The organism is Leptothermofonsia sp. ETS-13 (assembly GCF_049200465.1).
Classification (GTDB): Bacteria; Cyanobacteriota; Cyanobacteriia; order Leptolyngbyales; family Leptolyngbyaceae; genus Leptothermofonsia.
Map to the genome: position 1 here is coordinate 1,097,780 of NZ_CP120836.1, position 19,334 is coordinate 1,117,113.

The 19,334-nt window shown below is 48.6% G+C and carries 23 protein-coding genes and 1 pseudogene; 14 read left to right on the plus strand and 10 right to left on the minus strand.

Annotated elements, in window-relative coordinates:
- Positions 1-71: 71 nt before the first annotated feature.
- Positions 72-1,148: a prepilin-type N-terminal cleavage/methylation domain-containing protein gene (locus tag P4D80_RS04965; protein WP_421657794.1), complete on the plus strand. Its 1,077-nt coding sequence runs from the start codon at positions 72-74 to the stop codon at positions 1,146-1,148.
- Positions 1,149-1,186: 38 nt separating this feature from the next.
- Positions 1,187-1,780 carry a pilus assembly FimT family protein gene (locus P4D80_RS04970; protein ID WP_421657796.1) on the plus strand — a complete coding sequence of 198 codons (594 nt, stop codon included), beginning with the start codon at positions 1,187-1,189 and terminating at the stop codon, positions 1,778-1,780.
- Here the strand turns inward: P4D80_RS04970 and P4D80_RS04975 are convergent.
- Positions 1,746-2,000: a hypothetical protein gene (locus tag P4D80_RS04975; RefSeq protein ID WP_421657797.1), complete on the minus strand. Its 255-nt coding sequence runs from the start codon at positions 1,998-2,000 to the stop codon at positions 1,746-1,748. The genes P4D80_RS04970 and P4D80_RS04975 overlap by 35 nt on opposite strands.
- Positions 2,001-2,557: 557 nt before the next feature.
- Here P4D80_RS04975 and P4D80_RS04980 point away from each other — a divergent pair.
- The gene (locus P4D80_RS04980) at positions 2,558-2,797 is read left to right on the plus strand and encodes a hypothetical protein (RefSeq protein ID WP_421657798.1); all 240 of its coding nucleotides are present in this window, start codon (positions 2,558-2,560) and stop codon (positions 2,795-2,797) included.
- Between the two features lie 38 nt (positions 2,798-2,835).
- Here the strand turns inward: P4D80_RS04980 and trmFO are convergent, their stop codons facing one another.
- The gene (trmFO, locus tag P4D80_RS04985) at positions 2,836-4,194 is read right to left on the minus strand and encodes an FADH(2)-oxidizing methylenetetrahydrofolate--tRNA-(uracil(54)-C(5))-methyltransferase TrmFO (protein ID WP_421657800.1); all 1,359 of its coding nucleotides are present in this window, start codon (positions 4,192-4,194) and stop codon (positions 2,836-2,838) included.
- Positions 4,195-4,645: 451 nt separating this feature from the next.
- Here trmFO and P4D80_RS04990 point away from each other — a divergent pair, with 451 nt between their 5' ends.
- Together P4D80_RS04990 and cydB are read left to right on the plus strand one after the other, a co-directional pair.
- Positions 4,646-6,091, plus strand: coding sequence for a cytochrome ubiquinol oxidase subunit I (locus P4D80_RS04990; RefSeq protein WP_421657801.1), 1,446 nt, complete (start codon positions 4,646-4,648; stop codon positions 6,089-6,091).
- 3 nt (positions 6,092-6,094) lie between these two features.
- On the plus strand, positions 6,095-7,108 hold the full coding sequence (cydB, locus tag P4D80_RS04995; protein WP_421657802.1) for a cytochrome d ubiquinol oxidase subunit II: 1,014 nt from the start codon (positions 6,095-6,097) through the stop codon (positions 7,106-7,108).
- On the opposite strand, the pseudogene P4D80_RS05000 reads toward cydB, so the two are convergent.
- The 4 genes and pseudogenes from P4D80_RS05000 to P4D80_RS05015 form a co-directional block, all read right to left on the minus strand.
- Positions 7,083-8,054 (minus strand): annotated as a pseudogene (locus P4D80_RS05000) (SMP-30/gluconolactonase/LRE family protein). The gene cydB and the pseudogene P4D80_RS05000 overlap by 26 nt on opposite strands.
- Positions 8,055-8,385: 331 nt before the next feature.
- Positions 8,386-8,733 carry an endoribonuclease MazF gene (gene mazF, locus P4D80_RS05005; RefSeq protein ID WP_421657803.1) on the minus strand — a complete coding sequence of 116 codons (348 nt, stop codon included), beginning with the start codon at positions 8,731-8,733 and terminating at the stop codon, positions 8,386-8,388.
- Entirely contained in the window at positions 8,727-8,969 is a 243-nt protein-coding gene (locus P4D80_RS05010) for an AbrB/MazE/SpoVT family DNA-binding domain-containing protein (protein ID WP_421657804.1), read from the minus strand. Before P4D80_RS05010 ends, mazF begins: the two co-directional genes overlap by 7 nt.
- Positions 8,970-9,168: 199 nt before the next feature.
- Positions 9,169-9,369 carry a hypothetical protein gene (locus P4D80_RS05015; RefSeq protein ID WP_421657805.1) on the minus strand — a complete coding sequence of 67 codons (201 nt, stop codon included), beginning with the start codon at positions 9,367-9,369 and terminating at the stop codon, positions 9,169-9,171.
- A 50-nt stretch (positions 9,370-9,419) separates the two neighbouring features.
- Between P4D80_RS05015 and P4D80_RS05020 the strand changes: the two genes are divergently transcribed.
- The 6 genes from P4D80_RS05020 (at position 9,420) to P4D80_RS05045 (ending at position 13,792) form a co-directional block, all read left to right on the plus strand.
- On the plus strand, positions 9,420-9,725 hold the full coding sequence (locus tag P4D80_RS05020) for an HNH endonuclease (RefSeq protein WP_421657806.1): 306 nt from the start codon (positions 9,420-9,422) through the stop codon (positions 9,723-9,725).
- A gap of 280 nt (positions 9,726-10,005) precedes the next feature.
- The gene (locus tag P4D80_RS05025; RefSeq protein WP_421657807.1) at positions 10,006-10,311 is read left to right on the plus strand and encodes a Uma2 family endonuclease; all 306 of its coding nucleotides are present in this window, start codon (positions 10,006-10,008) and stop codon (positions 10,309-10,311) included.
- Between the two features lie 14 nt (positions 10,312-10,325).
- Positions 10,326-10,511, plus strand: a complete 186-nt coding sequence (locus P4D80_RS05030) for a hypothetical protein (protein ID WP_421657809.1) — start codon at positions 10,326-10,328, stop codon at positions 10,509-10,511.
- Between the two features lie 222 nt (positions 10,512-10,733).
- Positions 10,734-11,093 (plus strand): hypothetical protein, encoded by a 360-nt coding sequence (locus tag P4D80_RS05035; RefSeq protein WP_421657810.1) that lies wholly within the window; start codon positions 10,734-10,736, stop codon positions 11,091-11,093.
- Between the two features lie 96 nt (positions 11,094-11,189).
- Positions 11,190-11,339 (plus strand): hypothetical protein, encoded by a 150-nt coding sequence (locus tag P4D80_RS05040; RefSeq protein WP_421657811.1) that lies wholly within the window; start codon positions 11,190-11,192, stop codon positions 11,337-11,339.
- A gap of 32 nt (positions 11,340-11,371) precedes the next feature.
- Positions 11,372-13,792: a ligase-associated DNA damage response DEXH box helicase gene (locus P4D80_RS05045; RefSeq protein WP_421657812.1), complete on the plus strand. Its 2,421-nt coding sequence runs from the start codon at positions 11,372-11,374 to the stop codon at positions 13,790-13,792.
- Positions 13,793-14,096: 304 nt separating this feature from the next.
- Here the strand turns inward: P4D80_RS05045 and msrB are convergent, their stop codons facing one another.
- From msrB to P4D80_RS05060, 3 genes are all read right to left on the minus strand, one after another.
- The gene (gene msrB, locus P4D80_RS05050) at positions 14,097-14,591 is read right to left on the minus strand and encodes a peptide-methionine (R)-S-oxide reductase MsrB (RefSeq protein WP_421657813.1); all 495 of its coding nucleotides are present in this window, start codon (positions 14,589-14,591) and stop codon (positions 14,097-14,099) included.
- 460 nt (positions 14,592-15,051) lie between these two features.
- A complete protein-coding gene (locus P4D80_RS05055) occupies positions 15,052-15,582 on the minus strand; it encodes an AI-2E family transporter (RefSeq protein ID WP_421657815.1) in 531 nt (176 codons plus the stop codon).
- Positions 15,579-16,112 carry an AI-2E family transporter gene (locus P4D80_RS05060; RefSeq protein ID WP_421657816.1) on the minus strand — a complete coding sequence of 178 codons (534 nt, stop codon included), beginning with the start codon at positions 16,110-16,112 and terminating at the stop codon, positions 15,579-15,581. The genes P4D80_RS05055 and P4D80_RS05060 overlap by 4 nt, the downstream gene beginning before the upstream one ends.
- Positions 16,113-16,642: 530 nt before the next feature.
- Between P4D80_RS05060 and P4D80_RS05065 the strand changes: the two genes are divergently transcribed.
- The 3 genes from P4D80_RS05065 to P4D80_RS05075 all read left to right on the plus strand — a co-directional run bounded on the left by P4D80_RS05065 (position 16,643) and on the right by P4D80_RS05075 (position 18,551).
- On the plus strand, positions 16,643-16,804 hold the full coding sequence (locus P4D80_RS05065) for a hypothetical protein (protein WP_421657817.1): 162 nt from the start codon (positions 16,643-16,645) through the stop codon (positions 16,802-16,804).
- A gap of 169 nt (positions 16,805-16,973) precedes the next feature.
- On the plus strand, positions 16,974-17,720 hold the full coding sequence (locus P4D80_RS05070; protein WP_421657818.1) for a helix-turn-helix transcriptional regulator: 747 nt from the start codon (positions 16,974-16,976) through the stop codon (positions 17,718-17,720).
- A gap of 288 nt (positions 17,721-18,008) precedes the next feature.
- Complete coding sequence (locus P4D80_RS05075; RefSeq protein WP_421657820.1) at positions 18,009-18,551, plus strand: zinc-ribbon domain-containing protein; 543 nt, start codon at positions 18,009-18,011, stop codon at positions 18,549-18,551.
- A gap of 92 nt (positions 18,552-18,643) precedes the next feature.
- On the opposite strand, the gene P4D80_RS05080 is transcribed toward P4D80_RS05075, so the two are convergent.
- Positions 18,644-18,949: a GNAT family N-acetyltransferase gene (locus P4D80_RS05080; protein ID WP_421657822.1), complete on the minus strand. Its 306-nt coding sequence runs from the start codon at positions 18,947-18,949 to the stop codon at positions 18,644-18,646.
- Positions 18,950-19,334 lie beyond the last annotated feature (385 nt).

Sequence of the window (19,334 nt, forward strand, 5' to 3'; positions counted from 1 at the left end):
GATGCTTTCTGTTTTGAGGATTCAATCCATTGCATGTGTTGGTTTGACGAGGTTCTATTGGGGTGAAAATCATGGCTAAACTCTACTTCATTCAGGGGTTGAGGCGATGGCTGCGCGATCGCAGAAATCGTCGTTTCGCAGGTTTCACCCTAATTGAATTGCTGGTGTCCTTGCTGATTGGGGCCATTATTACCGGTGCCCTGTTGTCCCTCGTGGTAGACCTGACCGAAAATAATCAGAGGGACACGGCTCGTAGTGAGACCCAACGGGACATGCAGCTTGCTATGAACTATATCAGCCAGGAATTGCGGGAAGCTGTGTATGTTTACGATGGGGACTGTCTCCAGGGGGCAGGAGCCATCACCGATGCCCAACAGTTTGCCACTTCTTGTCCCGGTATCGTCAACCATATTCCCACCAACCTATCTACTGGAACTTCAACACCCGTCCTGGCCTTCTGGCGGGTTGATCCACTCCCAGAACCGTTACGACAACAGTGCGAAAATGCTGCCAGGGCCTCTCAAACTCAATTGAATACATTGGTTAACAATGGTATTCCCTGCGTATCGGGTAGAAGCTACACCCTGGTCGTTTATGCCTTTGTAGACGACACCAGTACGACCGACATCTGGCAAGGGAAAGGAAGAATTGTTCGCTATCAGTTGTCCCAATTTGATTCAAACGGTAATGCCAACCCTGGCTGGGTTGACCCCCTTCCTGATTCAGGTTCTAACTTCCAGCAATGGCCCTATCGACTCGTTAGTGGTATACCAGCCCTTCCAACTGGCTACATACGCCCCACTGGTAACGCTGATGTTTTAGTAGATTTTGTGGATGATGCACCAGCCCAGGCTGCCTGCACTACTCCCAGCGTCAGGACTCCCAATATTACTCCGGTTCCCAGTTTTTATGCTTGTGTTCGAGGGAATACCCGTCTGGCCCAGGTAGGTAATACGGCAGCGGGTATTGCTCCCGACCCCAACGATTTAGGCGTGAACCAGGAGGTACTGGTTGTCCTTACTGGAAATGCGGCAGGTCGAGCAGGGATTCCGGTTAACACGGTAGGAGATAACAGTGTCTCAACTCGCCTGGCCCCCTTGCAGACACGAGTCCTCACCCGAGGAATCGTAAATAAGAACCCAAGATAACTGTCCATGCCTGATTGGAGCCCCTTCCCTGGAGGATTATGAAACTGCGTCTTCGCTCTAAACGTTCAACCGCAGGCTTTACTTTAATTGAGCTGCTTGTCATTATTGTCATTATCGGGGTTATGTTTGCAATCGCAGCCCCTGGCTGGGATGCTCTGTTGAGCCGCCAGCGAGTTTCCACTGCTCGCGAACAGGTGCTTCAGGTTCTTCGGCAGGCCCAAAGCGAAGCCAGAAGCACTCATTCCTATCGGGCAGTGGTGTTTGACCCCAACCCGTCAGATGGGGCTCCCAGGGTAGCCATCCTCCCCTTTAATGGAACGGGTGGTTATCCAATCAACCTTAGCACTGTAACAAATTGGCAACCTCTTGCAGGCGGTAGCAACTCCCGGAATGTCATCAGTCTGCGGACTAACCATCCCAATAATCAGATCATCTTTGATGGAAATGGTGCAGTTGCCCAGCCTCCAATTGTTCCCGGAAATCAGTTCAGGGCAATTCCTAACTCTACCGAACCGGGATTTGCCGTAACCGTTGCTAGAGCCAACACTTCCGGCAACGCCACTAATCGCTGTGTAATTATCGCCACCTTACTAGGTGCTACCCGGTCGGCGGAAGGGGCGGCTTGTCCTTGAGCGACGCTCTAATCACATCAACCAGTCTGCTAAACTCCTCCTCTGAAATTCTCACTACATCCTGCCCTGGCTCAAAACAGCGAGAAAGATAGGCCGTATTCCGTTCCAGAGTTCCGGTGGTCAGATTCAGGATCAACACATCCATGCCGCCATCGGGGGTTGCAACTACTTTAACAGGACGGTCGTTGATCACAAAATACCAGGGGAATTGGCTACTCATACAAAATCCGTTTGAATAATTTTACGGGCAAAAGGCGATTCACTCCTCTGTTTACGAACGAACGGCCATTTGCATCATATCTGATGGAATGCTATAGCTCTACGCAAGTGCGTTAGGACATTGGAATTAGAGAGGAAGTGGGGGCTTCGCCCCTAGCCAGGGGGTCCACCCCTGCACCCCGTCCCAACCACAATGACTACCGCTATAGTGTTTCATGGCAGAAGTTTCTCGCCAGTTGTTTGGATGCCCCCCATCCCACTATCTCCCCATTCCCTATTCCCATCACAACCGAGCAGTTATTTCTGCCATCCTGCACTAGCACTAGTAACAAGAAGTCAGAAGCCAGAAGCCAAATTTATTCTGCCTTCTGGCTCTTGGCTCCTGCCTTCTGGCTCCTGACTTCCTCCATTTAAGCGATCCGTCGTCAACATTGGTTAAATCAATGCAGCCAGATTTGATATTACCGCCCGTCTCCTACACTAAATAGGCTATTCTTCAAGAGAGTGACTTTCTCTGAGACTAATGAGATAGCCAATGCTATCAGGCATGATTGATCCATGAAATCATTGAACCTCACAAAGAAACTGATTGCGATCGCTGCGGGCATCAGTTTACTGACAGCGGGTACGGCCTTTGCCTACTGGCAACATCTCCAACGTCAGTGGTGTGTGCAATTCACCTCCACAGGTGGGCAGGAGGTCACCTATAGCCGGGGATGCTACAGCCCAAAGCGGTATAAGAAGTGGACAGTGACCGCGATGAAGGACTCCTTTCACCTTTCCGCTCCTGGCTCTTAACCTCTGACTCTTGACTCCTGAGTCCCAACTTCTGACTCCTAACTTCTGACTCCCGACTTTGCCAGCCAGTTTGCCAAATCGATAAGGGCGCGATCTCGATACAGACCATACCGTTCTTGCTTATTTCGGATTCGCTGGGGCAGTTCTGGCAGAATGCCAAAATTAGGTGGCATGGGCTGGAAGTGTCTCGGCGATGTAGAACTGATGAAGTCAAATAGTGCCCCACTCATCGTGGTTGACGGCAAAACCAGGGGCGATCGCCCCCAGACCAGGCGGGCTGCATTGGTGCCAGCCAGCCAGCCTCCAGCGGCGGCGGCAGTATAACCTTCGGTCCCAATCAGTTGCCCGGCTGCCAGCAGCGTCAGGCGCTTCTTAAACTGTAAGGTCGGGTACAGAAGTTCGGGCGCATTGATGAAGATATTGCGGTGCATCACGCCCATGCGGACAAATTCCGCCTCTTCCAGACCGGGAATCAGGCGAAAAACTCGCTTTTGCTCGCCCCAACGCAGATTGGTTTGAAAGCCAACCATATTCCAGAGTTGACCCGCCCGGTCTTCTTGCCGTAGCTGCACCACTGCATAAGGGCGTTTAGCACGATTTTCAGGGTCACGGTGATCCCCTAACCGTGGGTCAAAAATTCCTACTGGCTTTAGGGGGCCGTAGCGCATAGTATCTTCGCCTCGACGGGCCATTTCTTCAATGGGCAGGCAGCCCTCAAAAAATTTTGCTGTCTCCCGTTCGAAGTCCTTCAGCTCTGCCTGTTCAGCGTTGCACAACTCCTGCCAGAAGTGGAGGTATTGTTCCTTGTTTAAGGGGCAGTTGAGGTAGGCCGCTTCGCCGCGATCGTACCGGGAGGCAAGAAAGGCAATGTCAAAATTAATCGATTCGCCCACCACGATAGGACTGGCAGCGTCGAAAAAGCTCATATATTCCAGGCCAGTAAAATGGCGCAGATTCTCCGCTAAGGCAGGGCTGGTCAGAGGTCCAGTGGCCAGCACAACAATCCCTTCAGCTGGAATTTGATGAATTTCTTCTCGACGTAAATCGATGAGCGGGTGCTGGGTTAGCGTTTTGGTTAAATCCTGACTAAAAATGGCGCGGTCAACCGCCAGAGCGCCTCCGGCTGGAACTTGATGTTCATCTGCTTTGCGAATAATGATTGAGCCTAAGCGCCGCAGTTCTTCATGAAGAAGACCCGATGCGCGATCGCTGGACTGCGCCCCAAAAGAATTACTGCACACCAGCTCTGCCAGATGCTCACTATGGTGCGCCGGGCTTAATCGTTGCGGACGCATTTCGTAGAGAATGACTGGAATCCCCGCCTGGGCGATTTGCCACGCCGCTTCGGTACCAGCTAATCCTCCACCAACGACTTGAACGGGTTGAATGTTTACCATGAGTGCCTCGGAACATTAACCTGTTTCCAGGATAAGAGTGGATGGAGAAGCAGAGGGGCAGGGGAGCGGAGAAAAAAGGCATCCCTGACCCATCACTCCGCCACTCATCCACTCGTCTACCCATCTGCTCCTCAGCAGGTATTGCTGAATCTGAGTTTGAAATAGGTGCTGTATGCTCGAAACTTCGTTTCGATTCATACTGCTTTTCAGCAACGCCCTGGTTCAGGCGTTCATTAAATCTCAACCTCTGACCTTTGTCACACTTTAATTTACAATCCCGGAAAGAAACCCCACCCTATCACTCCATTAACCCTACCTCCTGTCCCTTAGCTCTTCTTTCCTCTTGCCCCTCTCCTCCTTAATTCTTTAGACTTTCTGACAAATCGTTACGCTCCCCACGTGTATTCACTATCCTGATCATCGGTAGCCGCTGAACTCAAAGGAGAGCGTAATGGATTTTTTATCCGACACTGTCACTCTGTCGCGGATGCAGTTTGCACTGACGGCTATTTTTCATATGCTGTTTCCTGTGCTGACTACAGGAATGGGAATTTACCTGGTCATGGTTGAGGGATTCTGGCTGAAAACCAAAAATTCCGATTACTACTACCATGCTCGCTTCTGGTCAAAATTTTATGTACTCAATTTTGGAATTGGGGTTGCGACGGGAATTCCCATGGAATTTCAGTTCGGGGCTAACTGGGCACCATTCTCGGAAGCAGTGGGTAATTTTTTTGGTAGCGTCATCGGATTTGAAGCTTCGTGGGCATTTATGCTAGAAGCGGCGTTTCTGGGCATTATGCTGTTTGGCTGGGAACGGGTGAATCCTGCCATTCACTTTCTGTCAACAATTTTGGTGGCAGTGGGTGCTAACCTCTCAACGGTCTGGATTTTGACCGCCAACTCCTGGATGCAGACTCCATCAGGGGGAGAACTGGTTGATGGTAAATTCATCGTCCACGATTACTTTCAAGCGATGTTTAACCCCTTTATGGTGAACAGCATTCTCCACATGTTTTTTGCAACGCTGGAAACATCTCTGTTTGTAATTGGCGGCATTAGTGCCTGGTACATTCTGAAACGGCGACACGAAGCTTTTTTTACTAAATCATTCAAGATTGTTTTAGCAGCAGCGATCGCTGTCGCACCGCTGCAAATTTATGTTGGACATTTGAGTGCGGAACAGGTTTATCACTACCAGCCAACCAAACTGGCCGCTATGGAAGCTCAGTGGGAAACCACTCCTGCCGGGCAACCTGCCGATTGGAGCTTGCTGGCGATTCCGAATGAAAAGGCGGAAAAGAATGACTGGCAAATTACAATTCCCAACGGTCTAGGCTACATTCTGGAACTCAAAAAGAATCTTTCTGAGCCAGTGTATGGGTTAAAGGAATGGCAACCCGAAGATCGCCCCCACCTGGTAGGGCTGATTTACTATACTTTTCGGATTATGGTTGCGATCGGATTTTTCTTTGCAGGGTTAATGCTTTTAAGTGTGATTCTGTGGTTGCTGGGTAGACTTTCTCCAGACAGAATTTTCCATCAGCGCTGGCTTTTGGTGGGTTGGGTTCTGGCGGCTCCCTTGGGTTACATTGCTGTCGATTCAGGATGGATTGTACGTTGCGTCGGACGCCAACCCTGGACACTTTACGGCCAGATCCGCACCATTGATTCTGCTTCCAATCTACCCGCTAGTCATGTTTTGACCTCACTCATTGGATTTGCAACAGTTTACACGATACTGTTTGTTGCCTTTCTCTACTTTGGTAGCCGCATTATTCGGAAAGGCCCCAATTTTGATCTGCCCGTGCCTGGAACTGAGCCTGCCCAACCTGCGGTAGAAACCAGTCCAGGGCAGTTTGTTCCAGATGAACGTCCGGTTGAAACTCAACAGTGATTTATGGAAACACTCCGCTATTTTCTACCCCAGGTCTGGTTTGTGATCCTGGCCCTGTTTCTTTTTCTCTATGTCATGCTGGATGGGTTTGACCTGGGGGTTGGCATCCTCTCATTAACCTCCGATGACGAAGAGCGCCGGGGCATTTTGATGACGAGTTTGAGTAACATTTGGGACGCCAATGAAACCTGGCTGGTTTTGATGGGTGGTGGGTTGTTTGGGGCTTTTCCCCTTGCCTACGGCACTATCTTGAATGCTTTGTATATTCCAATTTTCATCATGATTTTTGGCTTTATTTTCCGGGCGGTTGCGTTTGAGTTCCGGGAGCAGGCCAACCGAAAATTGTTCTGGAATGTTGCTTTTGGGGCTGGAAGTTTTGTGGCCGCCTTGGGTCAAGGGTTTGCTTTGGGAGCAGTGTTGAAGGGCATTTCAGTGGATGAAGCAGGGCATTTTATTGGTAGTACATGGGACTGGTTAAGCTGGCAGTCGGTGGTAGCGGCACTGACGCTGATTCAGGGGTATGTGTTGATTGGCTCCACCTACCTGATCTGGAAAACCGAGGGGGAATTGCAGGAAACTCACTATCGAACAGCCCAGATTGCTGCCTGGACAACACTGCTGGGAGCAATTGTGATTACTATTACAACGCCAATTTTTTACGAAAGCGCGCGATCGCGCCTATTTCAACAGCCCCTGGTTTATATCTTCGCTGTGATTCCCGTGGTTGGCGTTTTTCTGATTTTTCAGCTGCTCAAAAGCCTCAGGCTTAGGCAAGAGCGTGCCCCTTTCATCTGGACGATTTTCTTATTCGTACTATCGTTTATTGGATTGGGGTTGATTGTATTTCCTTACATTATTCCGCCACAGATCACTATTTACGAAGCTGCTGCCGATCCCAGTTCGCTCGTGATTATGATTATTTTCATTGGCTTTTTGATTCCGGTGATGCTGTTTTATAACCTGTACCAGTACATTGTGTTTCGTGGCAAGGTCACAAGCGACGGCTACAGCGATTGAAGGTTGTGTCCAAAGGTACGGGTGGGTAAGCCGACCGATTCCGTGGGTCAACAAATCCGTGGGTCAACAAATGGGTACACAAAACCGATCTCCGGCATGGAAGTTCTTTTTCAATTGCCTCCTGGCTCAACCCTACGGATGCCGAAGTGATGTAGAGCATATTCAACTCTGATCCACCAAAAGTACAGGAGGTTGGACACTGCACCGGCATCGGAATGCGTTGCATTTCCTTGCCATCGGGATCAAATTGGATCACACACCAGCCATCCCACATGGCCGACCAGATACAACCGTCGCGATCGATTGTCATGCCATCGGGAAAAAATGGCTCGTTACTTAAATCAATGAATACACGCCGATTACTGATTGACCCACTTTGAGGTTCAAAATCATAAGCATAAATCCTTTGTTGAGGAGTATCGGTCAGGTAAAACGTGCGCTCATCCGGGCTCCAACCCAATCCATTAGAAATGGTCAACCCCGACTCCATTTTGTGCAACGATCCATCCGGGTCATAGCGGTACAAACCACATACCGGATCTTCTGGATGCATCGCTCCAATCTAAAAGCGTCCGGCAGAATCACACTTGCCATCATTTAATCGATTTCTGGGATGGCGAGCTTCCGCTTCAATTGTCAGAATTGGAGTAACGCTGCCATCACGGGTATCTAAAAACGCCAGGCTATGCCGGTTTGCAATGATCAGTCGATGCAAGTCTGCCGGAACCGCACAGCTCACCACGTCATCAATTTCAAAGTAGTGGGTATGTTTAGTTACTGGATCAAACTGATGCACCCGGTGGTTATACACATCAACCCAATACAGCATCTGGGTTACCGTATGCCAGCAGGGCCCCTCCCCTAGCCTTGCTCTGGTAGGGACGATCGGCTGGGGCGAAGGGTGTGAGGTTTTGTCGTGGGTTTGAATTTTAGAAGGTGAGGACATTTAAGGGGAAGAAGAAAGAGAAAAGAGAAAAGGAGAAAGAATTCATTAGTAGGATGGGCAAAGCAATGCGTGCCCATCTTCTGTTAATCTGGATTGTTAATCTGGATGGGTACTGACAAGACCTTTTGCCCATCCTGCGATGACTCCTGTTAATCTCAAAACTCCCTCACCTTCTCTACTCATCTACCCATCCACCCCCTCTCGCCTATCACCACCCTAACAGCAAAGTTGTGCGGCGGCAAACAACCTTGAACACTTACCCACAACTTCTGTTCCGTCTACACCAACGCGGTGTTGGGCTGCTGGCAACGACAAAATTGGTCTACCTCCTCTACAAGATCAATGGCTCAATTTTTGCCTGCACCTCTTCAACTAACCTTTCTGGAATAGTCTCGATAAACTGAACGTTACGGGCTGTCCAATCCAGGCATTTGATTTGATCAGCAAGTATTACCCCTTGAATCTGTAGCTCAGGTGGCAAAAGGACTTCAAAGGGATATCCCTTTTGTTGCCTAGTGATAGGCATAAACAGTGCTAAAGAGCTTTTTGCGTTATAACTACGAGGTGAAAGTACAAACGCAGGTCGGTGTCCTCGCTGTTCATGACCTTTAGTTGGATCAAAGTCTAGATAAACAATGTGCCCTCTATCAGGAATGTAGGGGTCTGTTAGATTTACCAAGTTTCATTCCCCACAGCAATTCCGCTCTCCACCTCAGAATGCAAATTCTCTGGTGTAATGGAGGCAACTAACTCCTCCAAGGAATAGCGCCTACGAGGTCTAGGTTTGATCACCAAATTACCATCAATTACCATTAGCTCGACTTCAGTGCCTTCAGTTAGCTGAATCTCTTTAGCAATATGTTGGGGAATCCGAACAGCCAAACTATTACCCCACTTAGCAACTGTCGCAACCATAGGTTGTCCTTGCATCTAGGCTAGTTGAACCACTGAATCTAATTCCCTTAAAGGAGATGTAGACACAACGTATCTACATTTTAGTGATCGGGTAGAACCTTTGGCAAGAGCGGGAAACGATGCACGCCTTGAACGTCGCTCGAATATCTGATATAGCAAACATCGAGGGATAAGAGGGCAATGCGAAGCCGTTCTCCCTTTAGGGTAATTGTCGGTTTCCATCATGCAGTAACTCGTCTGGTCTCGCCTGTCGTTCTACAAATCGCCAGAGCACATCTCGGATGAGGGTCTGATACTCTTGCTCTCCGGAGAGCTCCCGCGATCGCTCTTTCAGTTCCGGTTCCAGTCGGATACAGGTGACCTGCATTTCCGAAGTGCTACCTCGTTTAGGTGTATTCATAATCCAAGAACTACCTGCCCCTGGCGCGCATCAACCCTAAACGGGCGATTGTGCTTCTGGTTACTGGACAGGCAGAGACTCTGGAGTTTAGTAGCACGCAGCCATGGGAAGTGCGCTCCCCCAGCGTCGTACTACACATTCCTGACCACATCCGGTTGACGAGCGGTAATCCAAAGCGGCATTGGAAAGTATCTCTTGTGAATCGGCGGGAAGTTCTTCGCCGCGACAACCATACCTGTCAGTACTGCGGCAGCACCCGGCATCTGATGCTGGATCACGCCATTCCTCGTTCGAAGGGTGGAACCCATACCTGGGACAAACGTGGTAATTGCCTGCGAGACGTGCAACTCGGCTAAGGGCGATCGCCTCCTGTACGAAACCCCAATGGTGCTGAAGACCAAACCCAAAGCACCAATGCATCCTGCCATTGCGTTCGCTGAGCAGTTCTAGAAAGAACAGCACCCTGTTGACACGCCCTTCTTACCCGAAATTGCTGATGGGGATTCTAGACACACCGCTGCCTGTGCGGACGGATAAGTGAGGTTAGAATAAGTCATGACTTATCACTTCTGAAGTTACCAGAGACAAAACCAGCGAGTGAGTATATCACCAGCGAGTGAGTATATCAATGGACAGGTGATTCAGAAGCCCACGCCGCAGGGAAAGCACAGCAAATTACAAGGGAAATTGGTCACGGCAATCAATCAGATTGTTGAAGATCGAAAAATCGCTCTGGCTTTTCCAGAATTGCGATGTACGTTTGGTGGGAGATTGATCGTACCTGATGTTTCCGTCTTTGCCTGGGATCGAATTCCAGTAGATGATAACGGCGAATTCACAAACGTCTTTCCCATTTGCCCAGACTGGACAATTGAGATCCTGTCTCCTGACCAAAGCCCTACAAAAGTAACTAGTAAACTAGTAATATTCTGCATTGTTTGAAAAATGGTTGTCAGATGGGTTGGTTGATTGATCCGGAAGAGCGATCGATCCTCATTTATTATCCATCAGGACAACAACCTGAACTCTTACAGGAATCACAAGATGTTTTACCTGTCCCAAAATTAGTCACTGACTTACAACTCACTGTTAATGATATATTTAGCTGGTTAAGGCTTTTATTTAGCTGGTTAAGGTTTTAGAAGTAGGCACCTGTAAAATCTTCACTTCCGCGGCAAACTACTACAGCTTGCCTCACTTTGTTCCCCTGCTGACACGCTCTTCTTGTCTGGAACTGCTGATGAAGATTCTGGAAATGTCACTGCCTGTACAGACGGATAAGTGAGGTTAGAATGAGGCACTTGGTAAACAGTAGAAAGAAATGGAGCGATTGGCGATCGCCCAACAAATTGACACTGTGATTAGTGGCTGTCGATTGCTATCAGGCTATTGAGCAACAAATTGTTGATCTACAAATTGTTGATCTACTGACCATGCTGCTGAATATGCATGATTATAACCATCAGAACGGCACCCATCGGGAGTTATTTCGCATCATCGATATCTCCTTTCATCAATTTGTTGACAATGGGCTTCATTCCCAAGCCTTTTGTGAAATGCCCACGGCTCCTTATACATTCGTTGAGAAATTGCGAAAAACAGATTTATTTTTACTGCCTGACAAGCTTAAAGCGCATCTGGAAAATCATTTTCCTTCTCTAATTATTTTCCATGGCGAATCAACACTTGGTAAATTAGCACAGTGCCATTTCTTTGTGCCATAAGCTGAGAACCAGACTCGAACGTATATCTTGCTCTTTGGTCAGCCCAAACACCTTGCTTTCAAAGTATTGGGTAGAACTTATCTCAAATTCAGTAAGGTGGTAATTGATCAGGATGCCGATATTTTGGGCAAGATTTATCCAAATACTCGGCAGAAGATTAAACTCAACAACGAAGTTGGCATGGATTGGGTGCGGCATAACTTTGAGAGTTTTCCGCAAGTTGTAGAACCTGATCTCTCCAGGTAAATGCTCAATTGCTTCATTTGGAGACTCCACCTGTGGAAGACACGGCGCTAAAGCCCATTTTCGATTGGTTTGACAAGCAGGGCTGGAATCCGTTGCCATTTCAACTAGAAACCTGGCGAGCCTACTTGGCCGGGAAAAGCGGCATGATTCAGGTGCCAACGGGTTCGGGAAAGACCTATGCGGCTGTGATGGGCGCGATCGCCACCATGCTGCAAGCCCCCAGTCGTGGGCTCCAACTCCTCTACATCACACCCTTGCGTGCCCTTTCACGGGACATTGAGCAATCGATTCAGCGACCCATTCTGGAAATGGGCTGGAATTTACGCGTCGAATCCAGAACAGGCGATACCAGTTCATCGAAAAAAACGCGCCAGCTCAAGCACATGCCGGATATTTTGATCACCACGCCAGAATCCCTCTCCCTGATGCTGGCTTATCCCGGTGCAAAGGAACTATTCAAATTTCTGCGGGGAGTGATTTTGGATGAATGGCACGAGTTAATGAGTTCCAAGCGGGGCACTCAGGCCGAATTGAGCCTGTCACACCTGCGGGGGATTTGTCCCAATTTACAAACCTGGGCTGTGTCAGCAACGCTCGGCAATGTGCAGGAAGCTGCTCAGGTTGCGGTAGGGCTCAATGCCGATCCCGTCATCATCCAGACCGATATTCAGCGAAAAACTGTGATCAAAAGCATTTTGCCGGAATCCGTCGATTCCTTCCCGTGGGCAGGGCATCTGGGTTTGCATATGCTGGATGAGTTGGTAAACGCCCTCGACATCGAAAAATCGACGCTGATTTTTACCAACACCCGGTTCCAGTCAGAACGATGGTTTCAGGCGCTATCCTACGCCATGCCAGAGCATACGCACCGGATTGCGCTTCACCACGGTTCCATTGATGTGAAGGAACGGGAAGCGATCGAAGCTGGACTGAAATCTGGTGTCATCAAGTGGGTTGTCTGTACCTCGTCGCTGGATTTGGGAGTGGATTTTCAGCCCGTTGAGCGGGTGGTGCAAATCGGCAGTGCCAAAAATCTGGCTCGACTTTTGCAGCGGGCGGGGCGATCGGCACACGTCCCCCAGGGCACCTCTGAAATCTTCTTTCTACCCACTAACGCCCTGGAACTCCTGGAGATTTCTGCCTTTCGCAAGGGACTGGAAGCCGGAGATATGGAAGTCAGGCGACCACTCAACAGACCCTATGATGTATTGATTCAACATCTGGTTAGCCTGGCCTGCGGGGATGGGTTTGAAGCCAAAGAAACCCTTCAAAATCTCCGATCAACCGTTTCCTATGCCAACCTGACCAATGAAGAATTTACCTGGATTCTGGAATTCATTACCCAGGGTGGTAAGTGCCTGAGTTCTTACCCCCGGTTCAAGAAGGTGGTTTTAGAGAATGGAATTTATCAAATATCTGATCCGCAAATTGCCCGTATGCACCGCATGGGCATTGGTACTATTACCTCGAATCAGGCTGTGCAAATTCGCTACATGAATCAGACCAAAATCGGAACCGTTGAAGAAAGTTTTGTTTCAAAAATGCAAAAGGGGGACGTGTTCTTTTTTGCTGGGAAACAACTGGAGTTCCTTATGATGAAGGACATGGTTGTTTATGTCAAAGCAGCCCACAAAAAATCAACTGTGACCCCCACCTGGGCGGGTGGTAACCTGGCCATTTCTGACTCGCTGAGTGCTCATTTGAGGCATGAAATTGAAATCAGCCGGGAGGGTGGGAACCTGAACCAAGAGTTGAAGTGCGTTCTGCCAATTTTATCGGCTCAGAAACGTATCTCCCACCTTCCTGCCACAAATGAACTGCTGATTGAAGTGTGTAAGACCCGTGAGGGACAGCATCTTTATGTGTTTCCCTTTGAGGGGCGGTTTGTGCATGAAGGGTTAGGGTTTCTCTGGGGCTACCGCTTTGCAAACCAGAAGAATGCAACGTTCACCATTTCAGTTAATGATTATGGGTTTGAAATTCTTGCTCCAAAGGATTATCCCTTTCAAGAACTTTTTTCTGAACAGTTTTTTGATACCCAAAACCTTCACGAAGACATTAAAGCCAGTCTCAATATTTCAGAACTGACGAGTAGAAAGTTTCGAGGAATCGCCCAAGTTGCAGGTTTGGTGTTTAAGGGCTATCCCTCTGCCAAAAAAACAGCGAATCAGCTACAGGTCAGTTCCTCGCTACTCTACGACGTATTTTCAAAATATGAACCAGAAAATCTCTTGCTCAAGCAGGCAGAAAGGGAAGCCCTCGATGAACAGTTGGAAGTTCACCGATTAGCCAGAACCCTTGACCGCATCCGTCAGTTAACAACGGTTTGGAAAGCAACCAGACGCCCCTCCCCCTTTGCCTTTCCATTGTTGGTAGAGCGTTTGAACTCTCGCATGTCCAACGAAAGCCTGCTAGAGCGAATCGAGCGGATGAAACAACAGTGGAGCCGTTAGGAAGTGGGATGGGTAGATGAGTGAATGAGTTATAGCGGTAGTCATTATGGTTAGGACAGGGTGCAGGGGTGGAACCCCTGGCTGGGGGCGCAGCCCCCACTCCCTCTCTAATTCAGTGTCCTAACGCTCCCGCATAGAGCTATACTCTTGTAACCAGGCTCCAGCTTGGTCATCGAACCGGAAGCTCTGGCTTCCAACAGATATGGGAAGCCGGAGTTTACAGAGGGTTACTACACCGGAGTTTAGCAACCAGGGAACTCACAAAATAGCGCTTGACAGAGCTCCAGCCTCTTCCCGTTCCCTTCTACTCTGCTACAAACTCCAGAGCCACGCCGTTCATGCAGTAGCGTTTCCCAGTGGGTTTGGGGCCATCATCAAATACGTGACCTAGATGCCCACCACAGCGGCGGCAATGGACTTCGACGCGGGTCATGAAGAATGAGCGATCGATGGATGTTTCCACTGCCCCTTCAAGTGGCGCATAAAAGCTGGGCCATCCAGTGCCACTGTTGAACTTGGTTTCCGAGGAAAACAGAGGAAGCCCACATCCTGCACATCGATATGTGCCTTTGGCATAGTTTTTATCGAGAGGGCTGGTGCCAGCACGCTCAGTTCCGTGTTTCCGCAGAACATGAAATTGCTCTGGGGTCAGGATTTGACGCCACTCTTCCTCGGTTTTGGTGACTTCAAATTTGTTATTTGCCGTTGCCATGAGTTCAGACCTCCAGGGAAAGTAGCGTGATAACCAGGCTGTGCCAATTGCAGCTGTGCCTGTGTACAAAAGCTGACGCTTTTTCATAATTTGTTCTTCTATAGCGATCCTGCTTGAAATTTGAACAGGGTGCAGGGGTTCCCCCCTGCGTGGGGGCCTCGCCCCCACCCCCTTTTGTTGACAAACCATTTGTGAACGCTATGAGATCTATTCTGAATCATTTACGTAAATCCTATCGGCTGTGGACTGTGGATCATCCTGGGCAAAGTGAATTTTTTGCGCTGGAAAGTAGATGGTATAACGATATTTATTGTAGTTAGGACGGAGTGTAGGGGTTCCACCCCTGGCTGGAGGCACCACCCCCCCACCTCTTTTAATCCCAATGTCCTAACGCGTTTGCGTAGAGCTATATGGTATGCTTGAGCGCTCTTTTCTGGCGATAAACCTTCCTGATTGCGTCGCATTGAATCCATTGATCGCCTACGCGCTGCATTGCGCCAGGGTATGGAGCGATACACGAAGTATCAATCAGAATACCTCTGATTGTTCAACATCTTCGATTTCTTGTTGCAGGGGGGGGCGATGCGTCCTCTCTGACTGACCTTATCCAGGCGGCGATCATGCCCGCGAGCGGAATGGCAAGAAAAATTCCCAACAATCCAGCCACCCGTTCACCGATAAATAGAGCCAGGAACAAAAGCACTGGATTTAATTCCAATGCATCTCCCATGACTTTGGGATGGATAAAATTATCCTGGATTTGTTGAAGCAGAATGCAGGCGATTACTACCTTAAGGGCGATCGCACCTCCCTGCGATGCCAGAACCAGTAGAGTCACAATCAGAACTCCCAGGGTAGCTCCGATCCCAGGAATCGCATCGAGTACACCAATGATGACGGACAGAATCAGGGAATAATTAACCCCCAAAATTGAAAAAACAGCAAAACTGAGGATTGATAAAAACAGCATCAACAGCAGTTGACCGCGTAAAAATCCCAGAAAACTTCGCTGAAAGGTTTTTGCAAAGCGATTGCGGGAAGCAACGGGCACAAGCCTGATAAATAGAATAGGTGTCACAGTTTTTCACCGTCAATCAACATATATAGGGTAATGACTGCCCCAAAAACTCCTGTAAAGACACTGGAAAAAACACTCTGCACAATGCCTAAACCAGAGGCTAAACCCATTTGTAGCGTTTCAATTACTTTGCCAATATCGAGTTGGGTGAGGAGATCCTGGAATGGCAGGAAGGTTTGCTGACTCAAAGCAGCTTTAAGACTGGTTAACAACCCCTGCCCCTGATTGAGCACTTCCAATCCGATCAGCGTGATCATGCCAACCAGTAAGGTAAGCGCTCCAATAAAGGTCAGTGCAATTGCCAGTCCTCTGGGAATATAACGTGATAGCCAGGCCACCGGATAATTTAACAGGGCAGCAAAGATACCAGCGGCGGTAAAGAGGGCGATCGTACCGTAGAAATAATTGATCAGTAACACAGTGGCCCAGCCACAGCCAAATAGCAGCAGATAGCGCAGGAGAGTAGAGTTACTCAGGGTTTGCCACAAATGGGCTGCTGGCGAGGGTGATGGCGACGGGCGCATGGTCATTGCGATGGATGAATAAGCTAAGTATCTCGGAGGATACTTGTATGGAGCAAATTATCGATTGGCGCCATCGTCTTCACAAGGTTGTTTGAAGAGGGACGTTGTTGAATTTGGGTATGAAATGGGTGCTGTATGCTCGAAACTTCGTTTCAATTCATACTGCTTTTCAGCAACGCTTGAAGAGGTAAAGGCTGCTGTCATTTTGCATAACCTCCCCTACTGCGGGAGATAGATACCAATGAGACCTAAATGTTCATCGTTTGCCCTCAGAGTTCAGAGCTTTCTGAATTTTGGGGGCAATTTCTTCACAAGTTTGCATAACTTTTGAGCGATCGCCCGATAGATCATTACAACTCAATGTTCCCTGAGGAAATAGCGATGAACGCAACTTCTAGCTCCTGGCCCCTGCCTCCCGCCTTCCCCTGATGCGATCAAAATTTTAACCAAAATGGATTGAGCCATTGCAATCCTGAATGTCCACCAAAACGTCTGTTTCTGCCCGTTTCATAAGCCCCTTCAAAAGGACAGAAGCCATGAAGCCCCAAAACCTGACTTTGATGCCGCCGATTTTTTTGCCGTCTGCGATCGAGCCTTGCAAACCTGTAGACACCCTGCAAGATCGAGAGGCTCGTTTAAGAGCATTTATTCGCTGGGCACTGGGACAAAGCCGTAGCGGACAGTACCTCCCCTATTAGGTCATGCAATTGCGGAGCAGTGCATGATAATCACAAAAGCTGTTCTGGCACTTGCGCAAACAAAGCATTGAAAAAGAACAGCCCGCCAGGAAAGAAGTTGATACCGTTCTCAACTCAACGGTTTAAGGCTATTCAGCAATTTCATAAATGTGCATCGAACCGCTTCCCTATGAATGATTCACTCTATCCCATTGTTCGAGTTCGCATGAACTTCTTAGCCACTCTCGTTCATGTTTCACAGATTGATTCATTGCTTCAAGCTATTGCCTTTAGTGATGACAAAAGTATTGACCCATCAATTTACAAATCTTTATTCAGCCCCCTTTTACCTATGTTGACTCAATCAGAACGATTCCAATTTCCTGCAACTGAAAAAACAACCCTACTACAGGGTGTGATCGAAAGTCTACTGGATGGCATTTTGATTCTCACTTCTCAGGGAAAACAGATTTACATCAATGATGCGGCTCTCCACATCTGTCAGCGGCTTAATCCAGGACAGGCGACTGGTGTTCCGAGGGAAATCTGGCGTGCCTGTGAAGCACTAATTGAAAGTTTGAGTTTATATTCCAACCGTTCAGTTGTGATTGAATCTGAAATTGCCCTGAGTAAATCAGATCTATTCCGTATCCGAGTCCGCTGGTTGCCACTGGAAGATGCCCAACATCCCCATCTGGTTGTGTTGATGGAAGACTGTTGCCAGTCTCTTCAGAGTCGGGCGATCGCTGAAATTCAGCAGTACGGTTTAACCCCGCGCCAGGCAGAGGTCTGGGTTTTGCATCGTATAGGCTACAGTTATCAAGACATTGCAAAAAAGCTGTACATCAGCCTCAACACAGTCAAAAAACACATTAAAGATATCCATGTGAAACAACAGTTAGCTACACTCACAACTGAACATCAGCAGGAATTTTAGATCTCCAAGATCTCCGAAATTTTTAAGATTTCGGAGATCCTGACCGGTTTCCCAGCTTCTTCCACGCTGGGAAACCTATTAGGGTTCAGGCTACAGCGGGTATAGCAATCCAGATCGTTTACAAACGCTTTAGGACGCTATAGCATTAGGAGGAAAAGAGCCAGCAATAACTTCATTGCGAATCTGGTCTAACAATGGACAGGGAGGAGTTTGAAACGATAGGATGAAATTCTTGAAGCAGTCGACTGTTCCCAGGCATCAATGTTGCTCAATGTTGCAAGGAGTCTCATGGCTTACATTCACGAATTGGGCGATGGGCGACGGGTGTACCTGGAAAACCAGGGAAATCAAACAATGGTGACGATCTCCACCTCTGACCCTGGCCAGCAGCAGCAATCTAGCTGTGGCTTTCAAACGGGAAGTTGGACTTCACCACCCGAATTTTCTCAGTCGGCGATGGGTGTTGTAATTAAAATTACGACAGCACAGGGAGAACATTTTATTCAGGTGCAGGGAAGTAGCGTCAGCATGACCAGTGGAATGGTATCCCCCAGTCGTTTCCAGCAAATGCAAACTGCCGCCAGTCCCTCTTTTTCGTCCATGCCCCCAATGGAACCGATGAAGCCAATGGAGCCGATGAAAATGGGCAACATGCAGATGAGTCTAGACCCAATGGAAATGCGGATGGGCAATATGGAAATGCGGATGGGTAACCCGACAACCTCTACTAGCCCCTCTGCTGCAACAACCCGCCGATTTTGCAGCCAGTGTGGAGCGTCTGTGAAACTGGGCGATCGCTTTTGCTCCAGTTGCGGGCATCAGCTTGATTAAGAGAGTTTTGAGTTTTGAGTATTTGATGGAGACCACAGGCAACGGCGACAGGCGATAGGCAATCTTTTCTTCGACGTTGCTGAATTTGGGTATCAAATAGGTACTGTATGCTCGAAACTTCGTTTGACATTCTCCTGCTGACGATTCGACACGCCGCAACGGATACCCACTTTGCCACCGCACAGGTTCAACGGTTGCGCGCAATGCTCATCAAAGGCGCTGCCGATTCCACGACATTGAAAGTCTGGATCGACAGCAACCATGTAGATTTCACCCATGCTGTCTTCTGAGTGTAGTTTCATGGCTACAAAGCCCACAGTAGAATCTGCATCGATGGCAACCCATAAATTGGTGTCTTCCGCAGCGCAGATATCCTCAACAGCTTTTTGCTGGCTCACACACCAATGATCCGGCTAGAATGCCTGATACACATCGGCGTTCATCATATTCTGAATCGAATCAAAGACTGGAGCCCATGCCCGAAGCGAAAGGCGAATAACAGCATTAAGTTGGAGAGGGGCATATGGTTCGATTTGAATTTTATAGCTCTACGCGGGTGCGTTAGGACACTGAATTAGAGAGGGAGTGGGGGCTGCGCCCCCAGCCAGGGGTTCCACCCCTGCACCCTGTCCTAACCATAATGACTACTGCCATATATCCTACAAACTTTGTACGTTTGGTGTGCAAATCGACAACAGTTCGGAGAATTGCCAGAAGATCAGTAATTGTTGATTACACTTCACATTAAGTCTGTTTGAGTAATCCAACGCTTTGCAGGAGAAC